18 protein-coding genes, 1 tRNA gene and 1 riboswitch are annotated in these 22,924 nt (G+C 57.2%); of the genes, 4 read left to right on the plus strand and 15 right to left on the minus strand.

What is annotated here, in order from left to right:
* Nucleotides 1-582: 582 nt before the first annotated feature.
* The 9 genes from QRN55_RS16970 to QRN55_RS17010 all read right to left on the minus strand — a co-directional run bounded on the left by QRN55_RS16970 (nucleotide 583) and on the right by QRN55_RS17010 (nucleotide 13,050).
* Nucleotides 583-1,386 carry an AcrVA2 family anti-CRISPR protein gene (locus tag QRN55_RS16970; RefSeq protein ID WP_284777597.1) on the minus strand — a complete coding sequence of 268 codons (804 nt, stop codon included), beginning with the start codon at nucleotides 1,384-1,386 and terminating at the stop codon, nucleotides 583-585.
* A 151-nt stretch (nucleotides 1,387-1,537) separates the two neighbouring features.
* Nucleotides 1,538-2,089 carry a recombinase family protein gene (locus QRN55_RS16975; RefSeq protein WP_284777598.1) on the minus strand — a complete coding sequence of 184 codons (552 nt, stop codon included), beginning with the start codon at nucleotides 2,087-2,089 and terminating at the stop codon, nucleotides 1,538-1,540.
* 296 nt (nucleotides 2,090-2,385) lie between these two features.
* Nucleotides 2,386-3,138: a M48 family metallopeptidase gene (locus QRN55_RS16980; protein ID WP_284777599.1), complete on the minus strand. Its 753-nt coding sequence runs from the start codon at nucleotides 3,136-3,138 to the stop codon at nucleotides 2,386-2,388.
* On the minus strand, nucleotides 3,138-6,404 hold the full coding sequence (locus tag QRN55_RS16985; RefSeq protein ID WP_284777600.1) for a type I restriction endonuclease subunit R: 3,267 nt from the start codon (nucleotides 6,402-6,404) through the stop codon (nucleotides 3,138-3,140). The genes QRN55_RS16980 and QRN55_RS16985 overlap by 1 nt, the downstream gene beginning before the upstream one ends.
* Before the next feature lie 15 nt (nucleotides 6,405-6,419).
* A complete protein-coding gene (locus tag QRN55_RS16990; RefSeq protein WP_284777601.1) occupies nucleotides 6,420-7,739 on the minus strand; it encodes a restriction endonuclease subunit S in 1,320 nt (439 codons plus the stop codon).
* Nucleotides 7,732-10,197: a type I restriction-modification system subunit M gene (locus QRN55_RS16995; RefSeq protein ID WP_284777602.1), complete on the minus strand. Its 2,466-nt coding sequence runs from the start codon at nucleotides 10,195-10,197 to the stop codon at nucleotides 7,732-7,734. Before QRN55_RS16995 ends, QRN55_RS16990 begins: the two co-directional genes overlap by 8 nt.
* 275 nt (nucleotides 10,198-10,472) lie before the next feature.
* Nucleotides 10,473-11,669 (minus strand): tyrosine-type recombinase/integrase, encoded by a 1,197-nt coding sequence (locus QRN55_RS17000; protein ID WP_284777603.1) that lies wholly within the window; start codon nucleotides 11,667-11,669, stop codon nucleotides 10,473-10,475.
* A gap of 162 nt (nucleotides 11,670-11,831) precedes the next feature.
* Nucleotides 11,832-11,905: transfer RNA gene (locus QRN55_RS17005), tRNA-Gly, on the minus strand.
* Between the two features lie 47 nt (nucleotides 11,906-11,952).
* Nucleotides 11,953-13,050, minus strand: a complete 1,098-nt coding sequence (locus QRN55_RS17010; RefSeq protein ID WP_284777604.1) for a 2'-deoxycytidine 5'-triphosphate deaminase — start codon at nucleotides 13,048-13,050, stop codon at nucleotides 11,953-11,955.
* A gap of 75 nt (nucleotides 13,051-13,125) precedes the next feature.
* Nucleotides 13,126-13,204: riboswitch (SAM riboswitch) on the plus strand.
* Nucleotides 13,205-13,249: 45 nt separating this feature from the next.
* Between QRN55_RS17010 and QRN55_RS17015 the strand changes: the two genes are divergently transcribed.
* The 3 genes from QRN55_RS17015 to QRN55_RS17025 all read left to right on the plus strand — a co-directional run bounded on the left by QRN55_RS17015 (nucleotide 13,250) and on the right by QRN55_RS17025 (nucleotide 16,682).
* Nucleotides 13,250-14,434 (plus strand): O-succinylhomoserine sulfhydrylase, encoded by a 1,185-nt coding sequence (locus QRN55_RS17015; protein ID WP_284777605.1) that lies wholly within the window; start codon nucleotides 13,250-13,252, stop codon nucleotides 14,432-14,434.
* Nucleotides 14,435-14,612: 178 nt separating this feature from the next.
* A complete protein-coding gene (gene apaG, locus QRN55_RS17020; protein ID WP_111839911.1) occupies nucleotides 14,613-15,005 on the plus strand; it encodes a Co2+/Mg2+ efflux facilitator ApaG/CorD in 393 nt (130 codons plus the stop codon).
* Between the two features lie 102 nt (nucleotides 15,006-15,107).
* Nucleotides 15,108-16,682 (plus strand): tannase/feruloyl esterase family alpha/beta hydrolase, encoded by a 1,575-nt coding sequence (locus tag QRN55_RS17025; RefSeq protein ID WP_284777606.1) that lies wholly within the window; start codon nucleotides 15,108-15,110, stop codon nucleotides 16,680-16,682.
* A 37-nt stretch (nucleotides 16,683-16,719) separates the two neighbouring features.
* On the opposite strand, the gene QRN55_RS17030 is transcribed toward QRN55_RS17025, so the two are convergent.
* The 3 genes from QRN55_RS17030 to QRN55_RS17040 form a co-directional block, all read right to left on the minus strand.
* The gene (locus QRN55_RS17030; RefSeq protein WP_284777607.1) at nucleotides 16,720-17,712 is read right to left on the minus strand and encodes an Hsp33 family molecular chaperone; all 993 of its coding nucleotides are present in this window, start codon (nucleotides 17,710-17,712) and stop codon (nucleotides 16,720-16,722) included.
* Between the two features lie 254 nt (nucleotides 17,713-17,966).
* Entirely contained in the window at nucleotides 17,967-18,884 is a 918-nt protein-coding gene (gene argF / locus QRN55_RS17035) for an ornithine carbamoyltransferase (RefSeq protein WP_111839914.1), read from the minus strand.
* A 106-nt stretch (nucleotides 18,885-18,990) separates the two neighbouring features.
* Nucleotides 18,991-20,199: an aspartate aminotransferase family protein gene (locus QRN55_RS17040; RefSeq protein ID WP_284777608.1), complete on the minus strand. Its 1,209-nt coding sequence runs from the start codon at nucleotides 20,197-20,199 to the stop codon at nucleotides 18,991-18,993.
* A 435-nt stretch (nucleotides 20,200-20,634) separates the two neighbouring features.
* On the opposite strand from QRN55_RS17040, the gene QRN55_RS17045 reads away from it, so the two are divergent.
* On the plus strand, nucleotides 20,635-21,171 hold the full coding sequence (locus QRN55_RS17045; RefSeq protein ID WP_233135849.1) for a GcrA family cell cycle regulator: 537 nt from the start codon (nucleotides 20,635-20,637) through the stop codon (nucleotides 21,169-21,171).
* Between the two features lie 413 nt (nucleotides 21,172-21,584).
* On the opposite strand, the gene QRN55_RS17050 is transcribed toward QRN55_RS17045, so the two are convergent.
* From QRN55_RS17050 to QRN55_RS17060, 3 genes are all read right to left on the minus strand, one after another.
* Nucleotides 21,585-21,974, minus strand: a complete 390-nt coding sequence (locus QRN55_RS17050) for a DUF6481 family protein (RefSeq protein WP_111839918.1) — start codon at nucleotides 21,972-21,974, stop codon at nucleotides 21,585-21,587.
* Between the two features lie 36 nt (nucleotides 21,975-22,010).
* Nucleotides 22,011-22,232, minus strand: coding sequence for a hypothetical protein (locus tag QRN55_RS17055; protein ID WP_111839919.1), 222 nt, complete (start codon nucleotides 22,230-22,232; stop codon nucleotides 22,011-22,013).
* A gap of 248 nt (nucleotides 22,233-22,480) precedes the next feature.
* The gene (locus QRN55_RS17060; RefSeq protein WP_042617912.1) at nucleotides 22,481-22,690 is read right to left on the minus strand and encodes a cold-shock protein; all 210 of its coding nucleotides are present in this window, start codon (nucleotides 22,688-22,690) and stop codon (nucleotides 22,481-22,483) included.
* Between the last annotated feature and the right edge of the window lie 234 nt (nucleotides 22,691-22,924).

Consider the following 22,924-nt stretch of genomic DNA (forward strand, 5'->3'; position numbering starts at 1 on the left):
GCGAAGGCGAACGAGATCACTGTGCCTCTTACGACTATCTCTGTCTCGCTCTCGCCGCTCATTTGAGACCCCGCTTATGTGCCGTTCTATCTACCAACCTCACGTCGAATAGCCTCCAAACCGGCTGATCCGAATAAATACTTGAGTATCTTCACACGCAGCAAACTTAATGGACCTCTCAATATTTGCTGCAGCGTTCGGCTCAACCGTACACACCGTTGCGATGTATCCCTTCGCCTCGATCATCGTTTTCTTCATGCTTTATGGTTGGGTATCTGACCTACTCAGGCAATCAACTGCTTCAGGACAAGTTCGATGTCGTCACCACATTGTGGGACCGCATTGACACATCACCCGCGACTGAAAACCGTCACTTGGAGAATGGCAATTCTCGCAATGAAAGGATCACAATGGCGGTGGATAGAACCGGAGGTGTACTCAATGCGGATCGATTGACCTACTGGGCCGCTTTCAGGCGGGCAAACCACGGCGTCTATGACCGAAATGGGGGCGCTGAGCTGCCTTCCAGCAATCTTCTCAATGATGTTCGCCTGGGCCGAAAACGTATTACCTTTCCCTCGCTCAGGGAACGACGAGATATTGCGGCGGAGATTCGATTTTCGTTCCTGGACCGTAGTTGACCAGATACGCGTTGATCCAAATTCTCTTGCGATCCTGCCGACCTGTACCGAAGGCTTGGTTTTTATAGTGACCGGAACGCACATGCGGCTTAACATGGCCTCGACCTTCTTCGTAGGCGTGCTCCCTGCCATGCCGGTCAGTAGTGTAGCCGATATGCACCGTGACGTAGTCTTTGGTGATGGGTGGCTTACCCCTCTTGATACGTGCGGCATCGAGCTTAGGACTGATAGGTGCGGGCGTTCGGGTGATGATGCCGCGTACGTGCAGGGTCATGGCAAGGCAGAGCGCTATTCCGGCCGTTGGGGCGTATGATTCGATGAATGAGCGCATTTGCGGCGATGGGACCGCGCCTTGGTATCGGCGAACAAAGGCTGCGCCGTTCTGGTCGAATGAAGCTGGGAAATGTGCTCCGAAGACAATGCTGCGGCTGGCGCGGGGATAGTGAAAGGCTGGCCATATGCGATAACTGTTGCCTTGGGCTCCCTCGATCAGCCAAAATATACGTTCAGCCGAAGTGTCCTCCCATTCGACAAGCATCGTGGCATATGGGAGCTCAGTGCGGCCTGCGCCGATCGCGACAGCAACGGCATGATCATAGTCGTTGGAATGCTCCACAAGCCACTCGATCACATCACGTGAAAAGACAAATTTGGGCACAGTCTGCATACGGGCAAAGACCTTCTCTGCTCCCGGAAAATTGGGATGCGGTAGGAAGCGCAGGTCATGAAAACGGCTAACCGACAATGTAATCTCCCTTCGATCAGCGCACCGGCCCGTGGATTTTTTAGTAAAAGCGCGTTTTTCAGCGTGTGTGAAGGGCGCAATAGCATAAGTTTGGATACTTTCAAGAAGCGGAGCAAATCACGTGACTGACTGGAAAGAACGCGCCAAGTGGTTATGCGCTAACCGCGTTTAGGACCCGATATACTTGCATTCGTGAGCAACCTATTTGTTTGGCGATTGCCGTAGCGCCGACGCCTAGGGCCGCCAACTGTTGAATTTTCTGATAGTCAATTCGAATCTTACCGCCCTTATATCGGCCATGGAGCTTAGCTTGCTCGATCCCTTCTCGCTGGCGTTCTTTGATAAAGCGTCGTTCCATTTGGGCGACCATTCCAAGCACCGTAATAATAACATGTCCCGTCTCTCCGCGGGTGGAAACGTGGGGGTCGAGAATAGTAACGAAGGCGCCGCGTTGTTCACATTCGTGCACGATGTTAAGAACATCTCGGGTGTCTCGCCCGAGGCGGTCCAGTCGTGTGACGATAAGCTCGTCGCCTTCACGAAGAAATTCGATGATTGTCGCCAGCTCTGTGCGCCCATCGCGGCTTGCGCCGGAAACTTTTTCTGCGCGGATGATGACGCAGCCCTCGGCCTTCAGGCGCTGCTGCTGAATTTCGAAATCTTGATCGATGGTGCTAACTCGGGCGTAACCAATTTTCGTCATGTGTCACCTCAGGTTTAGGCCCGAGGCTACCGCGTCACAAATAGTCGGCGTCAAGACCGATGTGACGGTCAAGCTCGTAACACGGTCGCTGTCGCATGCTGCTATACCTCAATGTTGCGGCACGCTGGCTGGCGCCGAAGCAAACGCTTGCACGTCGCGCGAACGACCGATTTCAGGCCGGCAGAATGGCAGGTTGTGGAGATTAGCTCGCCAATCCGGACATCGATTTGAACAGTTTTGCCGTAGCGTTCAGCTCATAGCGGACCTCCGCGACCGGTGCTTCGAACGGCTGAATTTTATAAACCCTCTACCTGAATTCCATTCTCCGCCAGCCAATCTTTTCTCCAACGCCAGTCTGGTAAATGCTGCTCCAGCTTGATCCAGAAATTTGAGGAATGATCTGGGTAATAAGCATGCGCCAATTCATGCACCACAACGTACTGAGCAATGCGGGGAGGCAAGAGTATAGCTTTCCAGTGAAACGAGACGCGACCGTCGGAACCGAAAGATCCCCATCTGAAGCCAAGGTCTTGAACCTTAGTCTCTTGCACTATGACCCCCATACGGTTGGAAAGCTCGGTGACCTGCTTTTCGAACCATTGTTGAGCTCTTCGCGTATACCATGCGACAAAGATGTCCCGCCCCCGGTGGATAGAGCTGCGTCTGAGGCAGAATCGGCCATTCGTTAGACTGAGATCGACAAGCTGGTTATCGACAAGACGCAACCGGTAACTCCGGCCAAGGTACAAGAAACCTTCACCTTCAACGAATTCCTTCCTTGGAGCCCGTTGTTGCAACCTTGCTTTCTCTTCGACTTTGGTATGGACCCACACCAACTTCTCCTCAACGAAGCTGACCAATTGATCCACAGGCACGGTTGAAGGTGCCACGATCGACAGATCTCCGGAACGCTCCACGGTGATCTCAATGGTTTTGCGGCGATCACTGCGATGAACGTCGAAGGCAAGACCATCAATCTCCAGTCGTTGCTCGCTCGCTCGGGCGGGCTTTCCTCCGGTTCGGATTGGCGTCATGGGCAGCTTCGACATCAGGCCGCTCGCAGTTTGTCGTCGTTGGCTTTTGCCTGCTGCATCAGCTGATCAGCAAGGGCTTCAGCAGCGTCGACGTCGAAGCCCCGGACTTGCACGTCGAAAATGATTTCGAAGATCTCCGACCTGAGGCTTTCCTGATCCGCCATCTTGAAGCCACTCCACAATGAGCGGTTTACACTGATTTCCTCAATGATCCGATCCACCACACGGCGCGTCAATTCGTGCAAAGCTCGAAGCTGGTCAGCCGAGGTGGCTTGATGTGCAGAACTCGCCGCCAGGACGGTGCGGAGGAAGGGCAGATAGACCTCGGGAATATCCGGTGTGGTTTCATCACCATCGTTGGCTTCACCACGTAGTTCATCGATGATTGCTTGTAGTTGCTCAATGATCTTGTCCCACTGCTCACCAAAGCCTTTCAGGATGGCGTTTAGCCGTTCGGACATTTTCCTGAAACGGACCGGGTCGGTTTCGAGGCTCTTGCGTATGTGAGAGCGGATCGCGTGTTCCATTTCCGAGGCCTTGGCTCGGTCACCCGAGGCTTGCCTGACATGATTTTCGAATTCCACATCCGTCAATTGCACGGGCTGGATTTTCGGGTTGATGCCAAGCGAAATGACGTGATCGTCAATTAGCTTGCGCACTTTGGCACCGATATCCGCCCCTATGACTGGCATATCGCGATAGCGGTTGCGGGCGCGTGCTTGCAAGTATGCAAGCCTCTTTGCGTCCTGAACAAAGGGCAAGGCTTCAGGGCGCGGCAGGATAAGGTCAAGTGATGTCAGGAAATCTTTGAGCTTGACGGTAAACTCCGCTCTGACCTTCTCCGTCGAAAGCACCTGAAGGCAGTCCTCGTCATTCGAAAGGTCATCTAGGCCAGCGCGTCGGAAGATGTCTGCAACACGAATATGGCGATCCTGAAGAACCGGGATCTGATCATTGAGGCTGACCAGGGCCCCGTCGATATCTTCATCCGAGTAGGCGGCCAAGGCAGCCTTCAGATGATGGGCTACGCCGAAATAGTCGACAACTATGCCACAGGCCTTGCCGAAGCCGGTCCGGTTGACGCGTGCGATCGCCTGCAGCAGCTCGGCTTCCCGGATGGAACGGTCAAGATACATGACCCCTTCAATCGGGGCGTCGAAACCCGTCAGAAGCATTGACTTGACAATAAGGAAGGCCAGCGGATCCGATTTCGTCGCATCCTTGTGGAACAATGGCTTCTTAAAGCGTTTGATCCGCGTTTCCTGCGCCGACCCTTCGGTCCACTGCTTCCAGGATGCATCGTCATTGTTGCCCCCCGACATGATCGCCGCAAACTCGATCTTCTCAAGCGCATCGCGATACCGCCACGCCTGCACCTGGGCCTGCAATGCCGTCGGCTTGCTGCAAAGCTCTTCGTCACCCATTTCCTTGTCGTGGTCGGACAAGGCTGCAGCCTCTGCCATCAACTCATCACGGGCGACAAGAAAAGCGGCCTGATACCGGACCACGGCAGTCCGGCTGTAGGCGACCACCTGTGCCTTGTATCCGTTCGGCAAGAGGTTGGTCACGTAATGGCGCAGCATGTCACGCGCCTTTTCGGCGATCAGAGCGGGGGCTTCGAGGATATTGCCCTTGGTCGCGTATTTCTTCCGGATCGCTTCCAGCTCTTCATCCGTGCGGTCGCAAAACATGTCCTCGAAGAGACCGTCCAGTGTGGCGCCATCCTTCACTGCCCCTTCGGCGGTCCGGCCTTCATAGAGGACAGGGACGGTGGCGCCATCAGCCTCAGCTTCCCTGATTGTGTACTTGTCGATGAACTCACCGAAGATCTGGGTAGTGCGCTTCTTTTCCCCCATGATGATCGGCGTGCCGGTAAAGCCGATCCGGGCACAGTTCGGCAGCGCGGCCATCAGGTTGGCGTGCAGATCGCCCGCCTGCGTGCGGTGCGCCTCGTCCACCACGACAACGATCGTCTCGTCCTCGTTTAGCACCTCAAAGGCGGGTCCCTTCGTGACCTCGGCGACGTCCTCATCCGTCCGGTATTTCTGGATGGTGGCGAAGACGAGGCCCGGCCCCTTGCGCTGGGCCAGCCTCTTCAACGATCCGTTGCTCGTCGCCATCTCGACCACGTCACCCGACAGTGTCGCGGTTTCCGACAACTGACGCTGTAGATCCTTGCGATCGGTGACCATGATCACCTTGAACTTCCGCAGCGCCAGATCTGTCCTCATCTTGCGGATCATGAACACCATGGTCAGGCTCTTGCCCGAGCCCTGCGTATGCCAAACGATGCCGCCGCGGCGGTCATACTCGCCATCCTGCGCCCGCGTCTTGCCGCTGCGCAGCCGCTCCAGCGCGCGGTTCACGGCGCGGTATTGCTGATATCGGCAGACGGTCTTAATGGTCTGGCCGCCCACGTTCATGAACAACAGGTAGTGCCGCAGGATATCCAGCAGGTGCGCTGGGCGCAGCATTCCGGCGACAAGGCGTTCCTGTTCCGACAGGCCCTTCTTGCCCAAAGATGCGATCACGTCGTCCTCCGACCCCGTGCCATCCGGCCCGACCACCGTCTTCCACTGGCTGTAATGCTCCAGGCCTGCGCCAATGCAGCCCACGCGCGCCTGATCAAAGCTTGTGGCGATCAGCAGCTGCACGCTGGCAAACAGCGGAGGCGTGCCCTCGTTCTCCTCAACCTCTAGCGCGGCCTTGCGGGCGTTATGATAGCGGCGCAGCTGCTTGACCGCCTCGGCCAGCGGCTCGGGAATACCGGGGCTTTTCGCCTCGACCACCACCACGGGGATGCCGTTCACCAACATTACCACATCGGGCATGATGAAGCCTTTACCCACGTCATGGCCGGGCGGGCAGTCGACCCGGAACTGGTTTGCCACGGCAAAGCTGTTGGCTCCTACATCATCCCAGGCGATATAGCGGATGGTCTGGCCGCGGCCGCCATCCCAGCCGGGCAGTCCTTCCACCGTCAGGCCCTTGAGCAGCAGTTCGCTCACCGCTTGATTGGCCTCCATCAGCCCGCGATGGCCGTGGCGGGTGAGCGCGCTGACGGCCTCGGACAGGCGCGCCTCATCCAGCCAGGGCTTGCCGTCCGGGCCGGGATTGATGGCGCGCACGCGCTCGCGCAGCGTGGCCTCGGAGATGACTTCCTTGAAGTTGGTGCGGCCCGTCAGGGCGGGGTCATCCTTACTGCCGGTTTGCGCGGTCCAGCCCATGGCAACGCATTGGTTGATGAAGGGCTTTTCGACGTCGTCGTATTCATGTCCCATCGGCAGACCCTTCGGTTACAGCAGCGCGGTGACGGGCTTCCGGCCCGTGAGCAGTTCGTCCATCAGGCCTAATTTCTGGAGGCGAAGCTTTTCGAGCTGTTGTTGCTCGATGGCAAGCTCGTCGTCCAACGCCGAGCATCGAGTGATTATTACTTCCTGCTCCGGCAGGTCAGGTAGAGCAATTTGCAATTCTCGCACGTCTCTCAATGTCACCTTAGGACGTGTAACGCCCGCAGTGATTTGGTCAACCTGACGCTGTACACGATGAGAATTCAGGGACATCGACAGCCATTTCGGGAAACTCAGATTTTGGTTCACGCGGATGCAGACTACATCTGCTGTGATGATCCCATCTGGCAGACTGGCCGGATAGACTGCGGCGATACATGGCGGGAAACCCATTTTAGTCGCGACCACATCTCCTGCGGTCACTTTGTGGGCAGAAAGCGAGAGTGCTTTTCGCGGGGTCAGGAAAACATTACTTTTCCAGAAAAAGCTGTCGGGTTTGATATCCCGAACGAAAACCACCGGCACGCCTTCGTCGCGGTAGTCAGATGCGACAAGATCGCTGCCGAATGGACCAATAGCCGAAGATTGAGCTAGGTTTCTTACGGTGTGCACATCCCACTCCTTCGGCAGCCAGCCGAGCGTGGTTTGTTTGTAGAGGTGAGGAGCCTCGGGTTGTGGGGGGCGGAGGTCTCCGTTGGCATCAATGCCGCGGGTCGAAAGGTCATGCAGCAGCCCCTGCTTCATAGCCTTCAACTTGGCCACCACCGCCTCGGTCCCCCGTATCGCTGAATCCAGCGTGTCGAGGATCTCGGCGATCTTGGTTTGCTCATCGTATGATGGAGTAGGCACAGCGGAAACTCTCAATGCAGAAGCTGAAAGTTCGACCTGATTTGTTGAACCTGCGTAACAAAACCTTTCAAGGTGTTCTTGACCCCAAGGCGACTGCAGAACTGCAGAAAGCCAAGTCGACGAACATTTGCTCACTTTCGGTCGCAGAGCCGTGACGTGACCATCAACGATGAATGTTCCACTTTCGCGGAAAACTACCGACCGGCCAATCGTTCCGGTTCCCGTGGAGTTGAGAAGAACATCGCCTTCCATAGCCTGAAGTGTGCCGTCCAACGCTCTTTCAGAATGAGGCCGTGCAAAGCTTGAGTCGAAACCTTGCTTTGACACGCACCTCTGCCCGATGGCCTTGACGGCAGATTGTTCAACGTAGCGCGGGGCGGTGCCGCGCCCGACGTGGGAACAAAGCTGCTCCAGGCTCTGAAATTCCCACTTTTGCAGGTTAGGAATTTTAACGACACGGGGATTGACCTCAGACATACCTCAGCCCCTTCAGGAACCCGGCCAGCTTATCGGTCGCCTGCGACCGTGCGCATTCGATCTCGGTCAGGGTGACGCGATACTTGTCCCACCAGTTCTCAAATGCCGCCACGATCTGCCCGCGCTGCGCGGCGATATAACGGGTCAGGATCTTCTGCATGTCATCATGCAGGATCTTCAGCAGCAGTTCCGCCGCCCCGTCATCGGTCAGGCCATTGACACCCTTGTTTAGCTCCGCGGTGAACTGGTCCTGCTTGGCTTTAAGAGTCTTTTTGACCTCGGTCAGTTCGGACTTCCACGCCTTGATCTGCTTCTCATCCACCGGATCAGTGTCATCCTCTTCCTCCTCTCCCTCTTCAGGTGTGGCAGTCGCGGCCTTGATCCTGGCATCTAGCTCCGCCTTCTCGGCCTCCAACTCGGCAATCTCGGTCACGAAGCCGCCCATCAGGAAGGCGACCAGCTTATGGTCCAGCGGGTTCTCCTTGTTGCCCTTGTCCTCCAGCGCGGTGACGATGGAGGTGCGCCAGGCGTCGACCACGCCCTTGGTGCCCCGCGCCATGAGGGTGAGGAAGTCGTACCGCGACTGATTCCAGAACTGCGCGATGATCCCGCGCACGGTGAACGGGTCCAGCATTGCCAAGCTTTCGAGCGTGGTCGAGAAGCTGGACAGAAGCTCGTCACGCAGGGCGATCAGTGTGGCCGCGCTGTCATCGCCCGCCAGGGCGGTGATGGCGGCGGCGTGCTCGGACCACCAGGCATTGAAGTTCTCCCAGATCTCTGCCTCGCGCGCGATGAGGCCTGCATTGGTCTCGATGGCCGGTTTGAATTCGGCCTTCGCGGTGATCTGTGCTGCGAAGTCGAAGTACTCCTCATCGCGCGGGGTGAGCAGGTCCATCGGGTTCAGGCCATGGGAGGCGAACAGCTTTGCCTTGGCCTCGACCTCGGGCTTCGGGATGCCGCCGACAAGGTGGGCGCGTACGTCATGCGGCTCGGGTGGCGGCGCGTTGTCGGCGTAGCGGCGGATGTTGAGGTTCCAGTCGTTGGCTTCCAGCGTGGCGATGTCGACAATGGCTGAGAAACCGGTAGTCTCGCGGTATTCCTCGAAGGTGGTGACGATCTTTTCGATGTGCTCGGGCATCAGGTGGTTCTGTGCGCGCCCTTCGAAATATTCGCGGTCGGCGTTTATAAAGAGCACTTTGCCCTGGCGATCGGCTGGCTTGCCAGAGACGAGTTTCGCGCCTTCGTGCTTCTGCTGACGCAGGACGATGACGCAAGCGGGAATGCCGGTGCCATAGAAGAGCTGCGGGCCGAGGCCGATAACCGCTTCGATTTGGTCGCGCAGAATGATCCTCTGGCGGATCTTGGCTTCATCGCCGCCCCGGAAGAGCACGCCGTGCGGCATCACGGTCGCTATCATGCCGCCATCGCCGGTGACGTGGAGCATATGCTGTAGAAACATGAGGTCGGCCTTCTTCGAGCCACGTGGTACCTCGTGGAAGAAGCGCTCAGGGAATTTTGGTTGCCAGAGGTAATTGCCCGACTTGTCCTTGTCCTTAGATCCCCAGTTGATCGAAAATGGTGGGTTGGTCAGAATTCGGTCGAAGCGGCGCAGTTCACCGTTCTCAACGTGTTGCGGCTCGTCCAGGGTGTCTTCATTGCGCAAGTCAGGACTGTTCATGCCATGGAGCAGCATATTCATCTTGGCGATCGACCAAACAGTACCCGCGAACTCCTGACCGAAGAGGTTGGCTTTGCTACCATCCTGACCATTCTCATCGATGTACTCCTTGGCCGCGATGAGCATACCGCCCGACCCGCAGCACGGGTCATAGATGTCATGTTCGAGAGTTGGCTTCAAAAGCCGTACCATCATCCGGACGACTGAACGTGGGGTATAAAACTCCCCTCCCTTTTTACCGGCGGAATCCGCGAACTCTCCAATGAGATATTCATATGCGGCGCCAAGAAGATCGGGAAACTCAAAATCCTCATTGAGAAGGCGAATTTCGCCGAAGTGATTGATCAACTGCCGCAGCTTCTGGTCACTGATCTTACTTTGCCCGACCTTTCGGGTGAAATCGATATGGTCGAGAACTCCTTCGAGCGCAATGTTCTCGGATTCGATGCCGCCAAGCGCCTTGTTGAGCTTGTCACCAATGTTTTCATGAGCTTCATCGACGAGAAATCTGAAGCGAGATTGAGGGGGTACCCAGAATGCCCCTGTCTTTCCGTACCAGACCTTGTTCTCGGCATCCTGCGTCGCTTGCTCTTCAGATACGCCAGTCTCCATGCGCCTCTTGATAACGTTGCTTCGCGCCTGGTCGAACACGTCAGAGCATCTTTTCAGGAACAGCATTCCGAAGATGTATTCCTTGAATTCCGACGCATCCATCTTTCCGCGAAGGATGTCGGCTGCGCCGAATAGATGGCGCTCAAGCTGTGTAAGTGTCAAAGGCATTTAAATTTTCTCGTCATTGTCTGCTCGCTACTTGCGATATTTCAGCGTCGAGGGCAACGAGCAAACAGAATTCGTTCCTCGACCTACGCCGTTTCGATCTCCTGTAAGCGACTCTGAACCATCAGCTCGCGCAACCTTATTTGCCGTCGTCCCGGTTGAAGAGATTCGGCTCACAATTTCGGCGGTTCATGGGCTCAATTTTGAGGCCGCCGTCAATTTCTCGCTGCTGCTGATCGGATCCGGTTGCGCAGATGCAACGAAGGCCATTCAACGTATCACGACTGCTTTCGCGTTCGTTCTTCGTCGAGCATGTCTGCCCACCACTGCATCATCCGAGTACGCTCGTCCCAATACGTCGCGCGATTGTATATTCTACGCACCTTTGAGCCATCCAGGTGAGCAAGTTGAGCCTCGATCGCATCGGGCTTAAATTCCCCGGACTCATTCAAAATGCTGCTCGCAGAGGAACGAAAGCCGTGCGCGGTGTGCTGCGTTTCAGTAATACTCATACGGCGTAATGCCGAATTCATAGAGTTTTCAGATAGGACATCTTTACCAGACATCATCGACGGGAACACATTTCTACGTTCCCCGAAAAGTTCATTCATCTCCTTGATGACTTCGACTGCTTGTCGCGACAACGGCACGTGGTGCTCCCGACGCATTTTGGCTTTTGCCGCCGGTATTGTCCAAATGGCCTTTTCCAAGTCCAGCTCACTCCACTCCATGGAGCGCGTTTCTCCTGGGCGAGCGAAACAGAAAGCTTGGATCTTCAATGCGGCGACCAGAGAAGGCCAGCCTTCATAACCGTAGATAGCGCGCATTAGCCCGCCCATCTCGGACTTCGACGTGAGAGCAGCGTGGCTGACTGGTACGTGACGCTGAAGAGCTCCGCGCAGCGCTGAAGTCGGATCATTTTCGGCCCTTGCCGTCGCAATGGCGTACCGGAAAACTCGGCCTATCGTTGATCGGGTCGCTAGTGCACTCTCTACCCTCCCACTTTTCTCGATACTGGTCAGTACGGCAAGGACTTCTTTTGCAGTTATCTGTGTGATCGGATATGGCCTAAGCTTCTTTGCGAGCTCGTTCAACATCCACTTATTCTTGGTGATAGTGGGTTCAGCGCGCTTGTCCCGCTTCAGCTTATCAATGAACTCATCAGCGATCACCCCGAATGTATCCCCGGCAGCGCTTTTGGCGGCAAGCTTGTCGCGCTTCTTGGCCAGTGATGGGTCCAAGCCTTCGGCTAGCTTCTTCTTCGCCTCCTCCAATAAGCGGCGAGCCTCCGCCAATCCAACCATAGGGTACGACCCAATCGTCAGCGTTTTTCGCTTTTCGAAGAAATTGTAGTCGAACCGCCACGACTTACCACCGGCGACCGATATGTAGAGATAAAGCCCGGTTCCATCGCGAAGTTTGCGGGGCTTACTGGTAGCTTTAGCATTCTTAATTTGGATGTCTGTGAGTGCCATGTGACGGTATCGGCTTCTATTACGTTGGCGAATACCGTCGATGCTACCGCCGAAATTGCTGGATGTCACTGCATACCGTTGCACAACCTCACGCGCGCGCGAGGCAAAAACGCCGTAAAATCAGACGTTATTGTACCTGTGTGGTCTTGTTGGAAGGGTCTTTGGAGCGGGTGAAGGGAATCGAACCCTCGTATTCAGCTTGGGAAGCTGCTGCTCTACCATTGAGCTACACCCGCGCAGACCTGAGGGTCTGATAGTTCCTGGAGGCTGTCAAGCTTTGTGGTTATTCGGCGCGGAAGTGTTTGGACAGTTTCAGGCCCTGCGCTTGATAGTTGGAGCCCAGGCCCGAGCCGTAGAGGCCTTCGGGTTTGGTGAGCATGTGTTCATAGACGAGGCGGCCGACGATCTGGCCGTGTTCCAAGATGAAGGGGACTTCGTGGCTGCGGACTTCGAGGACGGCGCGGCTGCCGGTGCCGCCGGCGCTGGCGTGGCCGAAGCCGGGGTCGAAGAAGCCGGCGTAGTGGACGCGGAATTCGCCGACCAGCGGATCGAAGGGCGTCATTTCGGCAGCGTAGAGCGGTGGAACGTGGACGGCTTCCTGCGAGACGAGGATGTAGAATTCATCCGGATCGAGAATGAGTTCGGCTCGACCCCGCGAATAGATCGGGTCCCAGAAATCCAGCACGTCATGGGCCGCCTTCTGGTCGACATCGACAACCGCCGTGTGATGCTTGCCACGGTAGCCGATCAGCCCGAGCTCACCGAACCCCTGGAGATCGATGGACAGGGCAATGCCTCCGCCGGAGACGTTGGGCGTCTCGCTGGCAACCAGTATTTCACTTTCATGCAGGGCCAGCAGCTCGGTATCGGCCAGCACGGAATGGCCGATGCGGAAGCGGATTTGCGAGAGGCGCGAGCCCTGGCGCACGACGATGGGGAAGGTGCGCGGGCTGATTTCCAGATAAAGTGGGCCGTTATAGCCTGCTGGAATCTTGTCGAATTCCTGCGCGTGGTCGGTGATGACGCGGGTGAAGATGTCGAGACGGCCCGTGGAGCTTTTCGGGTTTGCCGAGGCCGACATGCCTTGCGGGAGTGCAAGAGCTTCCATCAGCGGCACGATGTAGACGCAGCCGGTTTCCAGAACCGCGCCGTCGCTGAGATCGATCTCGTGCAGGCTGAGCCGTGTGAGCTTTTCGATGACCTTGGTCGTGGGGCCGGGCATGAAGCTGGCGCGGACGCGATAGGCTTTCGCGCCCAGGCGCAGATCGAGGCTGGCGGGCTGAATCTGGTCGGCATCCAGCGACCGTTCGCTCTTCAATTGGCCTGAAGCGAACAGTTCCCGGATCGCGCCATCCGCCAGTATGCCCGTCGTTCTCGTCATCTTTTGATCATCCCTTTTCACGGCGACAAAACCAAAAGCCAGGCATTGACGCAAGTCGTTAACGGAGTTATGGCAATCTTATCCCGTGGTGATTTGGCCGGTCGGCTTGCAGCCACGTTAAATAAGTGGCTAAAAAGACCGGGTGCGCTTGTAACCGGTCTGCTTTTGCGACCGGTTTTTTTGTTTGTAAGGTGATGACATGAGCAAGAAATGGCGCCCGGCAACGCAACTGGTTCACGGCGGTACGCTGCGGTCCGAATATGGCGAGACCTCTGAGGCAATATACCTGACCCAAGGCTTCGTCTATGACAGCTCAGAAGCGGCGGAAGCCCGTTTCAAGGGCGAAACCGAGGGCTTTATATACGCCCGCTACGCCAGCCCTACCAATGACATGTTTGAAAAGCGGATGTGCCTGCTGGAAGGCGCCGAAGACGCGCGCGCTACCGCGTCCGGCATGGCTGCCGTCAGCGCCGCTATTCTATGCCAGTTGAAGGCAGGCGATCACATCGTCGCGGCCCGCGCCCTGTTCGGTTCCTGCCGCTGGGTCGTCGAAACGCTGGCGCCGAAATATGGCATCGAATGCACACTCATCGATGGCCGTGATCTGGCAAATTGGGAAAAGGCGATCCAGCCGAACACCAAGCTGTTCTTCCTTGAAAGCCCGACGAACCCGACGCTGGAAGTGGTCGATATCGCCGGTGTTGCCAAGCTTGCCAACCAGATCGGCGCGAAGCTGGTGGTCGACAACGTGTTCGCCACGCCGCTTTTCCAGAAGCCATTGGAGTTGGGGGCGCATATCGTCGTCTACTCCGCAACCAAGCATATCGATGGCCAGGGCCGCTGCCTTGGCGGCGTCGTTCTTTCGGACAAGAAATGGATCGAGGAAGAGCTTCAGGATTATTTCCGTCATACGGGTCCTGCCCTTTCGCCTTTCAACGCGTGGACGCTGTTGAAGGGTATCGAGACATTGCCGCTGCGGGTGCGCCAGCAGACGGCGAATGCAGGCAAGATTGCCGATTTCCTTGCCGAGCAGAACAAGGTCGCCAAGGTTATCTATCCCGGGCGTGCCGACCATCCGCAGGCCGACATTATCGCCAAGCAAATGACAGGTGGCTCGACGCTGGTCTGCTTCGAGTTGAAGGGCGGCAAGGAGGCGGCGTTCAAGTTTCAGAACGCGCTTGAAGTCGTCAAGATTTCCAACAATCTGGGCGATGCCAAGAGCCTGATCACGCATCCCGGCACGACTACGCACAAGAACCTGACGGACGAAGCGCGCGCTGAGCTCGGCATTTCTGGCGGCACGTTGCGTCTTTCCTGCGGCATCGAGGACACCGACGACCTGCTGGAAGATTTCGCAGCAGCGCTGGCGCAGGTCTCGGCCTGAGACCTTAAGGCCCGGCGTTCTCAGCCGGGCCGCTTCTGTTTACCAACAAACTTATCCCTGACAGACGAAATGCACGGCTGTTTTGTAAAGCAAAGCTAATATGGGTCTTACCTTTCTTGACCACGGCCCGCGCCTGTAGTGTAGAATGTCTTGACAACAATGACTTAGGGCCCTGTGAATGTACCGTGCACTGACAAGAGAGATCGAGGTCACCGTAGACCCGTATTATCTTGAGGAGCAGTCCGACCCGGATGACAACCGCTACGTCTGGGGCTACACGGTCGTGATTTCCAACAACTCGGATATATCGGTGACGCTGGTCAGTCGCTACTGGCACATTACCGATGAAAATGGCCAAGTGGACGAGGTCTCAGGCCCCGGGGTAATCGGCGAACAGCCGCATCTGAAGCCCGGCGATACCTACGAATATTCATCCGGTTGCCCGCTGGATACGCCATCCGGGATGATGTTCGGCCATTACGAAATGCAGGCCGAAACAGGTGAAGTCTTCACCGTCGCCATTCCCGCCTTTTCCCTCGACAGCCCCGGATTGTCGCGCGTGCTGAATTGAGCGGCTACGGCTTGCGGTTATGAATCGGGCCGTTTTTGTTATTTGTTCTTCCGGTTGCAATCCTTAAAACTTGTCGCGTCACCGTTTCTGGGAGGAAAACACATGACGCGATCTATCCTGCTGGCAGGCCCGGTGCTTCTCGGTCTGCTCGCTTCCACCTCGGCACTCGCGCAAAATCGAAGCAGCTTTCTCGATCAGGATGAGCGGACGGACCTGTCTTCCGCCACCGTCTCGGCCAATATGCAATGCAGCGCACTTGCGGCGCAGACATTTGATGAGGTGACGACGCTCAGCGTCCGCCATGTGGAAGCGCAGGGCAAGGTGCCGGGCTTTTGCCATGTCACCGGATATATCCAACCCCAGATTCGGTTTGAAATTGCACTGCCAGACAGCTGGAACCGGCGCGTCTATATGTTCGGCAATGGCGGTTATGCCGGAGAGGATCTGGCAGCCCCGTCCCGCCTCGAGACGCGTAACGCCGCCTTGCAAAGGGGATTTATCAGCGTCCAGCAAAACACCGGACATGACGCGAAAACCTATGATCTGGGAGACTTTGCGTCGGATATGGCGCTCCTGGTGGATTACGGTTCGCGGGCGGTCCACGTGACATTGCAAACGGCGAAGGCCGTCGCGGCGCAGTATTATGACCGAGATCCCTCATTCTCCTATTGGGATGGATGCTCGACCGGCGGTCGTCAGGGGCTGATGGCGGCGCAGCGCTATCCCGGTGATTTCGATGGCATTCTGGCGGGTGCTCCGGTTCTGCGTTTCAGCGACACAGGCCTGTGGAACATCTGGAACGCGCAGGCACTGGCCAAGGCGCCCATCAGAAAGGCGCAACTGCCTGCCTTGGCCAAGGCCGTCATGGACAAATGTGACATGATCGATGGCGCCAAGGATGGGCTTATCGCGGATCCGCGCCAATGCAATTTCGATCCTGCCAAGGATTTGAAGATGTGCGAAAATGGCGGCGATGATTGCTTTACGACAGCGCAGGTCGATACGCTGAAAACACTTGCTGGCGGCGTGAAGGTCAAGGGTCAAACCGTGTTTCCCGGTGTGCTGCCCGGCACGGAGGGGATCGACGCCGCTGGCGTGAGCGGCTGGGAAGAGTGGGTGATTTCGGAAAAGGGGCCAAGCCGCCAGCTGGCTTATGGTGATACCTTCGTCAAGAACATGGCGATGCTGCCCGCATCCGGCAAGGACATAGACTGGAAACGCTACGACTTCGACACACAGTACGAAAAGACAGTGATGGTGCGTGGGCTTGTCGATGCCGACAATCCCGACCTCAGCGCGTTTCACAAACGCGGCGGACGGATGATCACCTATTTCGGATGGTCGGACCCGGCGTTCAACCCACTGATGGGTGTCGATTACTACGAATCCGTGCGCAAGACGATGGGGGCCGAGAAGGTTGCCGATTTCTATCGGATGTTCATGGTGCCCGGCATGTTCCATTGCCGCATGGGCTACGGCACGGATACATTCGATGCCTTCACGCCGCTGATGGATTGGGTGGAAAACGGCAAGACACCTGATGTCATCGAGGCCAAAAAAATCGTTGCCGACAAAACCGCGATGACGCGCCCGCTCTGCCCGTACCCGCAATCTGCAAAATACTCCGGTAGCGGCGATATCAATGACGGCGCAAACTTTGCATGTCAGGCACCCTGACGATAACGGGCGGGATCATGGTCCCGCCCTTCTCTTCTCAGCTGATCGCCGCAACTTCGTCTACCGGGTAATGGTAGGTCGTGGAGCAGAACTCGCAGGTGACGGAGATGACGCCGTCTTCCTGGCTATCGCGGATTTCCTCGGCGGTGAAGCCTGTGAGGACGCCCTTGATCTTTTCGCGTGAGCAGTTGCATCGATCTACGATCAGTTGCGGGTCGTAGACGCGCACACCCTGCTCGTGAAACAGCCGGAACAGCAGCTTTTCGGCAGGCACCTGCGGGTCGGTCAACTCGTCCATATGCACGGTGTCGATCAGGGCCACCGCCTCGTTCCAGGCGTCGTCATAGGCCAGATCGACTGCGCCCTCATCGCCATCACCACCGTGAAGGTCTTGCTGGCGAAGACGCTCCGGGGCCTGCGGCAGGAACTGGGCGATGATGCCGCCAGCGCGCCAGCCGTGGCGTGGTTTGCCATCGTCGTCGCGGTCGAAGAGTTCGGCAACGCCCAGGCGCACACGGGTCGGAAGCTGTTCCGACTGGCGGAAATAGACGCCTGCAATGTCTTCCAGCGACGATCCATCCAGCGGCACGATGCCCTGATAGGGCTGCATGCCGACGCCCTGATCAATGGTGAAGGCCAAAATGCCGTTGCCCAGCAGTTCTTCCGGCGAGGTTTCACCAGACGCGATGGCCTGCTCCAGACGCTCCTCATCGAAACGGGCATAGGCGCGCATGTTCTCTGGCGCGGTGAAATCGGCGACCAGCAGATCAACGGGGCCATCGCCCTTGGTCTGGAGCGTCAGCTTGCCGGAAAATTTCAGCGATGTACCGATGAGCGCCGTCAGCACCACGGCCTCCGCCAGAAGGCAGGCGACGACCGGCGGGTAATCATGCCGCTCCAGAATGGAGTTCAACAAAGGGCCGATCTGCACGGCGCGGCCACGCACATCCAACCCCTCGACCTGAAAGGGAACGACCTTGTCATCGCCAGCCAATTGAAGCTCGTCCAGCTCTACCGTTACGTCTGCCATATTCCAACTCCTTGACGCCCGTCTGCATGCGCGCGACCGCATGGGGACACAGCTATGCCGTAACCGGCGTCGCGACGGGCATGATATTCGTTCTTGCACAGACGCCCGGAAAGCGAAACCGCTGCCGGGGCTGTATGCGATGAACAATTGATGAAAAGCCGCCTTCAAACACTCCGGCGGCATCGACCTGGCCTACAAATGGGAAGCCAGATCGGGATTTCAAGCAGCCCGGCGTTCGCGGCGGAACGTTGAAATCAGATGACGCCCATGCACCAGGCAATGATGGCCTTTTGTGCGTGCAGGCGGTTTTCTGCCTCGTCGAACACCACAGACTGCGGGCCATCGATGACCTCGTCGGTCACTTCCTCGCCACGGTGGGCGGGCAGGCAATGCATGAACAGCGCGTCCTTGTTCGCCTTGCCCATCAAACCGGCATTGACCTGATAGGGCTGGAAGATGTTGTGGCCACGGGCCTTATGTTCCTGGTTCATCGACACCCAGGTGTCGGTGACGACGCAGTCCGCACCTTCGACGGCACGTTCCGCATCATGGCACAGCATGATGTCGCCGCCATTGTTGCGCGCCCAGTTGAGGAAGCGGTCATGCGGTTCGGAGCCCATGGGCACGGCCATGTTCATCTTGTAACCGAAGCGGGCAGAACCCTCGACCAGCGAATGCAGCACGTTGTTGCCATCACCCGTCCAGGCGATCGTCTTGCCCTTAACCGGGCCACGGTGCTCTTCGAAGGTCAGGATATCGGCCATGATCTGGCACGGATGCGTATCGTCCGTCAGGCCGTTGATGACGGGAACCGTCGCGTGTTCGGCCAGCTCCAGCAGGCGCTTGTGGTCGGTCGTGCGGATCATGATCGCATCCACGTAACGCGACAGCACCTTTGCCGTATCGCCAATGGTTTCGGCGCGTCCGAGCTGCATTTCCGTACCCGACAGGAACAGCGTTTCGCCGCCCAACTGGCGCATGCCGACATCGAACGAAACGCGGGTGCGCGTCGAGGGCTTTTCGAAGATCATCGCCAGCATCTTGCCAGCCAATGGCTTCTCCGCCGTGCCGTTCTTGGTTGCGATCTTGCGGGCGCGGGCGTCGTCCATAATGACCCGCAGGTCTTCCGAACCGACGGCCGAAAGGTCTAGAAAATGCTTAGCTGATGCCATTTCAATATAGTCCCATCACTACGGGCGACATCTTGGCCTGCCCGGATGCTTTATCTTGGTGCATGTCATTGGTCCGAAACCGCTGCACGCCTTTGTGCAACAGGCGTCAGGCGCTCTTTACCAGTTTCGAGGAGACTGCTTCCGCAGCCTTTTCAAGCCGTGCCAGACCCTCGCGCGCTTCTTCCGCCGTTACCACGAGCGGTGGCAGCAGACGGATGACGTTATCGCCAGCGGGAACGCCAAGAAGATGCTCGGCGCGAATGGCAGCGAGAAGATCGGAGGACGGAACCTTTGCCTTGACGCCGAGAAGCAGGCCCTCGCCACGAATCTCCTCGATCACGTCTGGAAAACGGTCCTTCAGCGAGGCCAGTCCCTGACGGAACACCAGCGCGACATCGCGCACATGCTGGAGGAAACCGTCGGCCAGAACGATATCCAGCACCGCGTTGCCGCAGGCCATGGCCAGCGGGTTGCCGCCATAGGTCGTGCCGTGCACGCCAGCCGTCATGCCGGATGCGGCCTCTGCCGTTGCAAGGCATGCGCCGAACGGGAAGCCGCCGCCGATGCCCTTGGCAACAGCCATGATATCCGGCGCAACGCCCGACCATTCATAGGCGAAGAACTTGCCGGTACGGCCAACGCCGGTCTGAACCTCATCATAGATCAACAACAGCCCGTGCTCGTCGCAAAGCGCGCGAAGCTCACGCAGGAACTCCGGCGCCACGGGACGAATGCCGCCCTCACCTTGAATGGGCTCGATCAGCAACGCTGCCGTTTCCGGCACGATGGCCGCCTTCAGCGCGTCGAGATCGTTGAACGGCACCTGATCGAAACCTTCGACCTTGGGGCCAAAGCCTTCGATATATTTCTGCTGGCCACCGGCTGCGATGGTTGCCAGCGTGCGCCCGTGGAATGCACCTTCGAACGTGATGATGCGGAATTTCTCAGGATTTCCATGGGTATAGTGATACCGGCGCGCGGTCTTGATCGTACATTCCAAGGCTTCGGCCCCGGAATTGGTGAAAAAGGCCTTATCCGCAAAAGTTGCATCGGTCAGCCGTCTCGCAAGCGTTTCCTGACCCGCAACCTCATAGAGATTGGACAGGTGCCAGACCTTCTCGGCCTGCGACTTGAGCGCATCGACCATGTGCGGGTGGCTGTGGCCGACGGAGGTGACTGCGACGCCTGCGCCGAAATCCAGATATCGCTCTCCGGTCTCGGTCACGAGCCACACGCCCTCTCCTCGCTCGAAGCGCAAAGGGGCTCTGGAAAACGTATCGAACAATGGCCCAGTTTCGAGCACAGTGTCGGCCATGGCTGCATCACTCCCTGCGCAAAGGCGCTGTCAATAGGGCTTATCGGTTATACCGTGCCTGAAAATCAAAAATGCCGCCTCGCGGCGGCTTGGGGTATCCCTGTAACTGCGAGCGCACTATTGTCACTTCGCCCGAGGATGTCAACAAATGTCCGAGTTTCCCGGCACTTCCAAGATGTGGAATGACGTCAGGATGGCCCTCAGTGTGTTGCTTTTCTGACTCACTGAGCACAGCAAGTTGGGGAAAACCGGAAAATCGATTCCAGATGATTCTCCCGACTCTTGTCACGGAGTCTGCCGACGATTAGGTTAACTCTCAATTACTAGATCGCAAGCGGCGGACCTAGTCACCTACAATCTGGCGGATACTCTGCGCGTGGTTTGCTCCACGGCATAGCAGAATGATTCTGCCTTCGCGACCAGCGGAGAAACGGCATGAACTGGACTGATGAACGAGTCGAGAGACTGAAACGACTGTGGTCTGAAGGCCTGAGCGCCAGCCAGATCGCTGCCCAGCTGGGCGGTGTCAGCCGTAACGCAGTCATCGGCAAAGTGCACCGTCTGAACCTGCCTGGCCGCGCCAAGGCTGGCGGCACGGTTGCAACCACACGTCCTGCCGCCAAGCGCCCGGCAGCGCCAGCAACGGCTGCTCCACGCGCCGCCAATTTTCAGGCACGCGTCGCCCCTTCCCGTCCCACCATCCGCACCGCAGGCGCAACTGCGCTGAAGGACGAGATGGACATGGATACAGCGCAGGTTCTGGAATATGTACCGGTCAGCAACGCCACGCTGCCGACATCGCTTCGCCTGACGCTGACGGAACTGACGGAACGCACCTGCAAGTGGCCGGTTGGCGACCCGCTGAAGGACGACTTCCATTTTTGCGGCTGCGACGCGTCGGAATCCTCTCCTTACTGCAAGTTCCACGCAAAGATGGCTTACCAGCCCGTGAGCGAACGCCGCCGCGCCTAATTGCTTTCAGACATTGACGACGAAAAGCGGGTCCAAGGGCCCGCTTTTTTCGTTTCAGATCATACATTCGCTGGCCATAGCCACGTCACGGTTCGTGTCCGTCTTATGGTTTTAATGTCGGGAAGGTACCGCGTCGCTGATCGGCGACAGTGTCGCGCAAAGTCAGGATTAGGATCGTCCGAGGGGATGCTCGGACGTTGCAAACGATCTGGATTGCGGGATTGGAGCGAAAACTTCAACGGCTTTCGCAGCCGTGATCACTTTGATCAAGATCGAAGCGGCGCATCCCTGCTGGACGCGCAGCACTTCAAAGCATCGGTCTGAAAACCGAAATCGATTTTCAGACTGCACAATGTCGATGTAAACTCACAGCGCCCTTGGTACGTCCCGAAGGACCCGTGGCGCTATCGGCATCAGCCCTGGCGGGCCTTGCGGTTGGCGTAGCGAAGGTCACGTGCGGCCTTGCGGGCTGCTTCGTCTTCGATCACGCGGGCAACGCGGCTTTTCTCGGCGAGCTTGCGCTCTTCGGCTTCAGCATTGGCTGCTGCTTCGATTTCAGCTTCGCGCTGAAGCTTTTCAGCTTCCGCCTGCTTCTTCTCTTCCAGCTTCAGCTGCTCGCGCTCTGCACGGCGCGCCTCACGGGCTTCTGCTGCGGCGATACGTTCGGCCTGCTTGGCTTCGCGCAGAGGTTCGGCAGCTTCCTTGGCGGCACGATAGGCCTGAAGAAGGGCTGCCTTCGCGTCGGCTGCAGCGCTGCGACGGTCAGAAAGATCGTTGTTCTTGACGTTTTTAGTATTTTTCAAATCTCTACTCCAGTGAAAGTGTCAGCCTGATCGGGCTCAGGATTTCTTGACACGCTTTGAAGGGGTGGGTTTAGGCGTGGTGCTGTCCTGCAATTCCTTGGCAAGACGCGCTTCACGCAGCCGAAGCGTCTTTTCATCGCGAGCTTGAGCGATCGAGTTGAGTTCGTCAACCGCATGGCCCTTGGCGAAAAATTGGGATTGCGCCGCACCGAAAGCGATCTCCGCCTGCTGGCGAGACTTGCTATACGTTTCTGTCATGGAATTCCCTTTCTGTCACATCGACCTAAACGGGATGTGAAGTGGTTGGCTCAGAGCGCCTCGCGTCCATTCAAGCATATCATTATCGCAAAACTGCTGCACATTTCGTGCGACACGCTTTTGGACGCCTAAAGGGACTGGCCGACATGCGGCACAAAAAAAGGCCAGGCAACGTTGCCTGACCTCGGTTGGTCTCATACTTTCAACAGTGCCAGTACATCCGTGGTCAAAGGAAAGTAGATTCCGTATTAAGCAGCCTGGAGATTGCAGGCAGACATCTTGCCGGACTTGTTGTCCCGCTCAAGATCGTAGCTCAGCTTCTGGCCTTCTACAATTTCGCGCATGCCTGCACGCTCTACAGCAGAGATGTGCACGAATGCATCAGCGCCGCCGTTGTCTGGCTGAATGAAGCCGAAGCCCTTGGTGGAGTTAAACCATTTTACTGTGCCTGTGGTCATAATGAACCCTTTCAAAGCATAAGTTACAGATCACAGGACAGGTGCCCTGTGTGCGAATATAGCGATTTTTTTGAAAGGAAGTGTTAGTTCAAAGCGCGGTGCTAATCGCGCGGTAACCAAAGCTCAGCAAGCAAAAGATCGATGACGTATTGATAGAGGTTTATGAGAAGCTAGTCAAACTTAATTTTTAAAATTCCTGTTCTTGGCGTCAGCGACAGTCATTTGAAATTCGAC

Source organism: Agrobacterium sp. lyk4-40-TYG-31 (assembly GCF_030209855.1).
GTDB lineage: Bacteria > Pseudomonadota > Alphaproteobacteria > Rhizobiales > Rhizobiaceae > Agrobacterium > Agrobacterium vaccinii.

Coding starts and splice junctions, on each gene's coding strand:
- QRN55_RS16975 (WP_284777598.1), bottom strand. CDS start 2,089: ATGACGAAAATTGGTTACGCCCGAGTTAGCACCATCGATCAAGATTTC.
- QRN55_RS16980 (WP_284777599.1), bottom strand. CDS start 3,138: ATGTCGAAGCTGCCCATGACGCCAATCCGAACCGGAGGAAAGCCCGCC.
- QRN55_RS16985 (WP_284777600.1), bottom strand. CDS start 6,404: ATGGGACATGAATACGACGACGTCGAAAAGCCCTTCATCAACCAATGC.
- QRN55_RS16990 (WP_284777601.1), bottom strand. CDS start 7,739: ATGTCTGAGGTCAATCCCCGTGTCGTTAAAATTCCTAACCTGCAAAAG.
- QRN55_RS16995 (WP_284777602.1), bottom strand. CDS start 10,197: ATGCCTTTGACACTTACACAGCTTGAGCGCCATCTATTCGGCGCAGCC.
- QRN55_RS17000 (WP_284777603.1), bottom strand. CDS start 11,669: ATGGCACTCACAGACATCCAAATTAAGAATGCTAAAGCTACCAGTAAG.
- QRN55_RS17010 (WP_284777604.1), bottom strand. CDS start 13,050: ATGACGAGAACGACGGGCATACTGGCGGATGGCGCGATCCGGGAACTG.
- QRN55_RS17015 (WP_284777605.1), top strand. CDS start 13,250: ATGAGCAAGAAATGGCGCCCGGCAACGCAACTGGTTCACGGCGGTACG.
- apaG (WP_111839911.1), top strand. CDS start 14,613: ATGTACCGTGCACTGACAAGAGAGATCGAGGTCACCGTAGACCCGTAT.
- QRN55_RS17025 (WP_284777606.1), top strand. CDS start 15,108: ATGACGCGATCTATCCTGCTGGCAGGCCCGGTGCTTCTCGGTCTGCTC.
- QRN55_RS17030 (WP_284777607.1), bottom strand. CDS start 17,712: ATGGCAGACGTAACGGTAGAGCTGGACGAGCTTCAATTGGCTGGCGAT.
- argF (WP_111839914.1), bottom strand. CDS start 18,884: ATGGCATCAGCTAAGCATTTTCTAGACCTTTCGGCCGTCGGTTCGGAA.
- QRN55_RS17040 (WP_284777608.1), bottom strand. CDS start 20,199: ATGGCCGACACTGTGCTCGAAACTGGGCCATTGTTCGATACGTTTTCC.
- QRN55_RS17045 (WP_233135849.1), top strand. CDS start 20,635: ATGAACTGGACTGATGAACGAGTCGAGAGACTGAAACGACTGTGGTCT.
- QRN55_RS17055 (WP_111839919.1), bottom strand. CDS start 22,232: ATGACAGAAACGTATAGCAAGTCTCGCCAGCAGGCGGAGATCGCTTTC.
- QRN55_RS17060 (WP_042617912.1), bottom strand. CDS start 22,690: ATGACCACAGGCACAGTAAAATGGTTTAACTCCACCAAGGGCTTCGGC.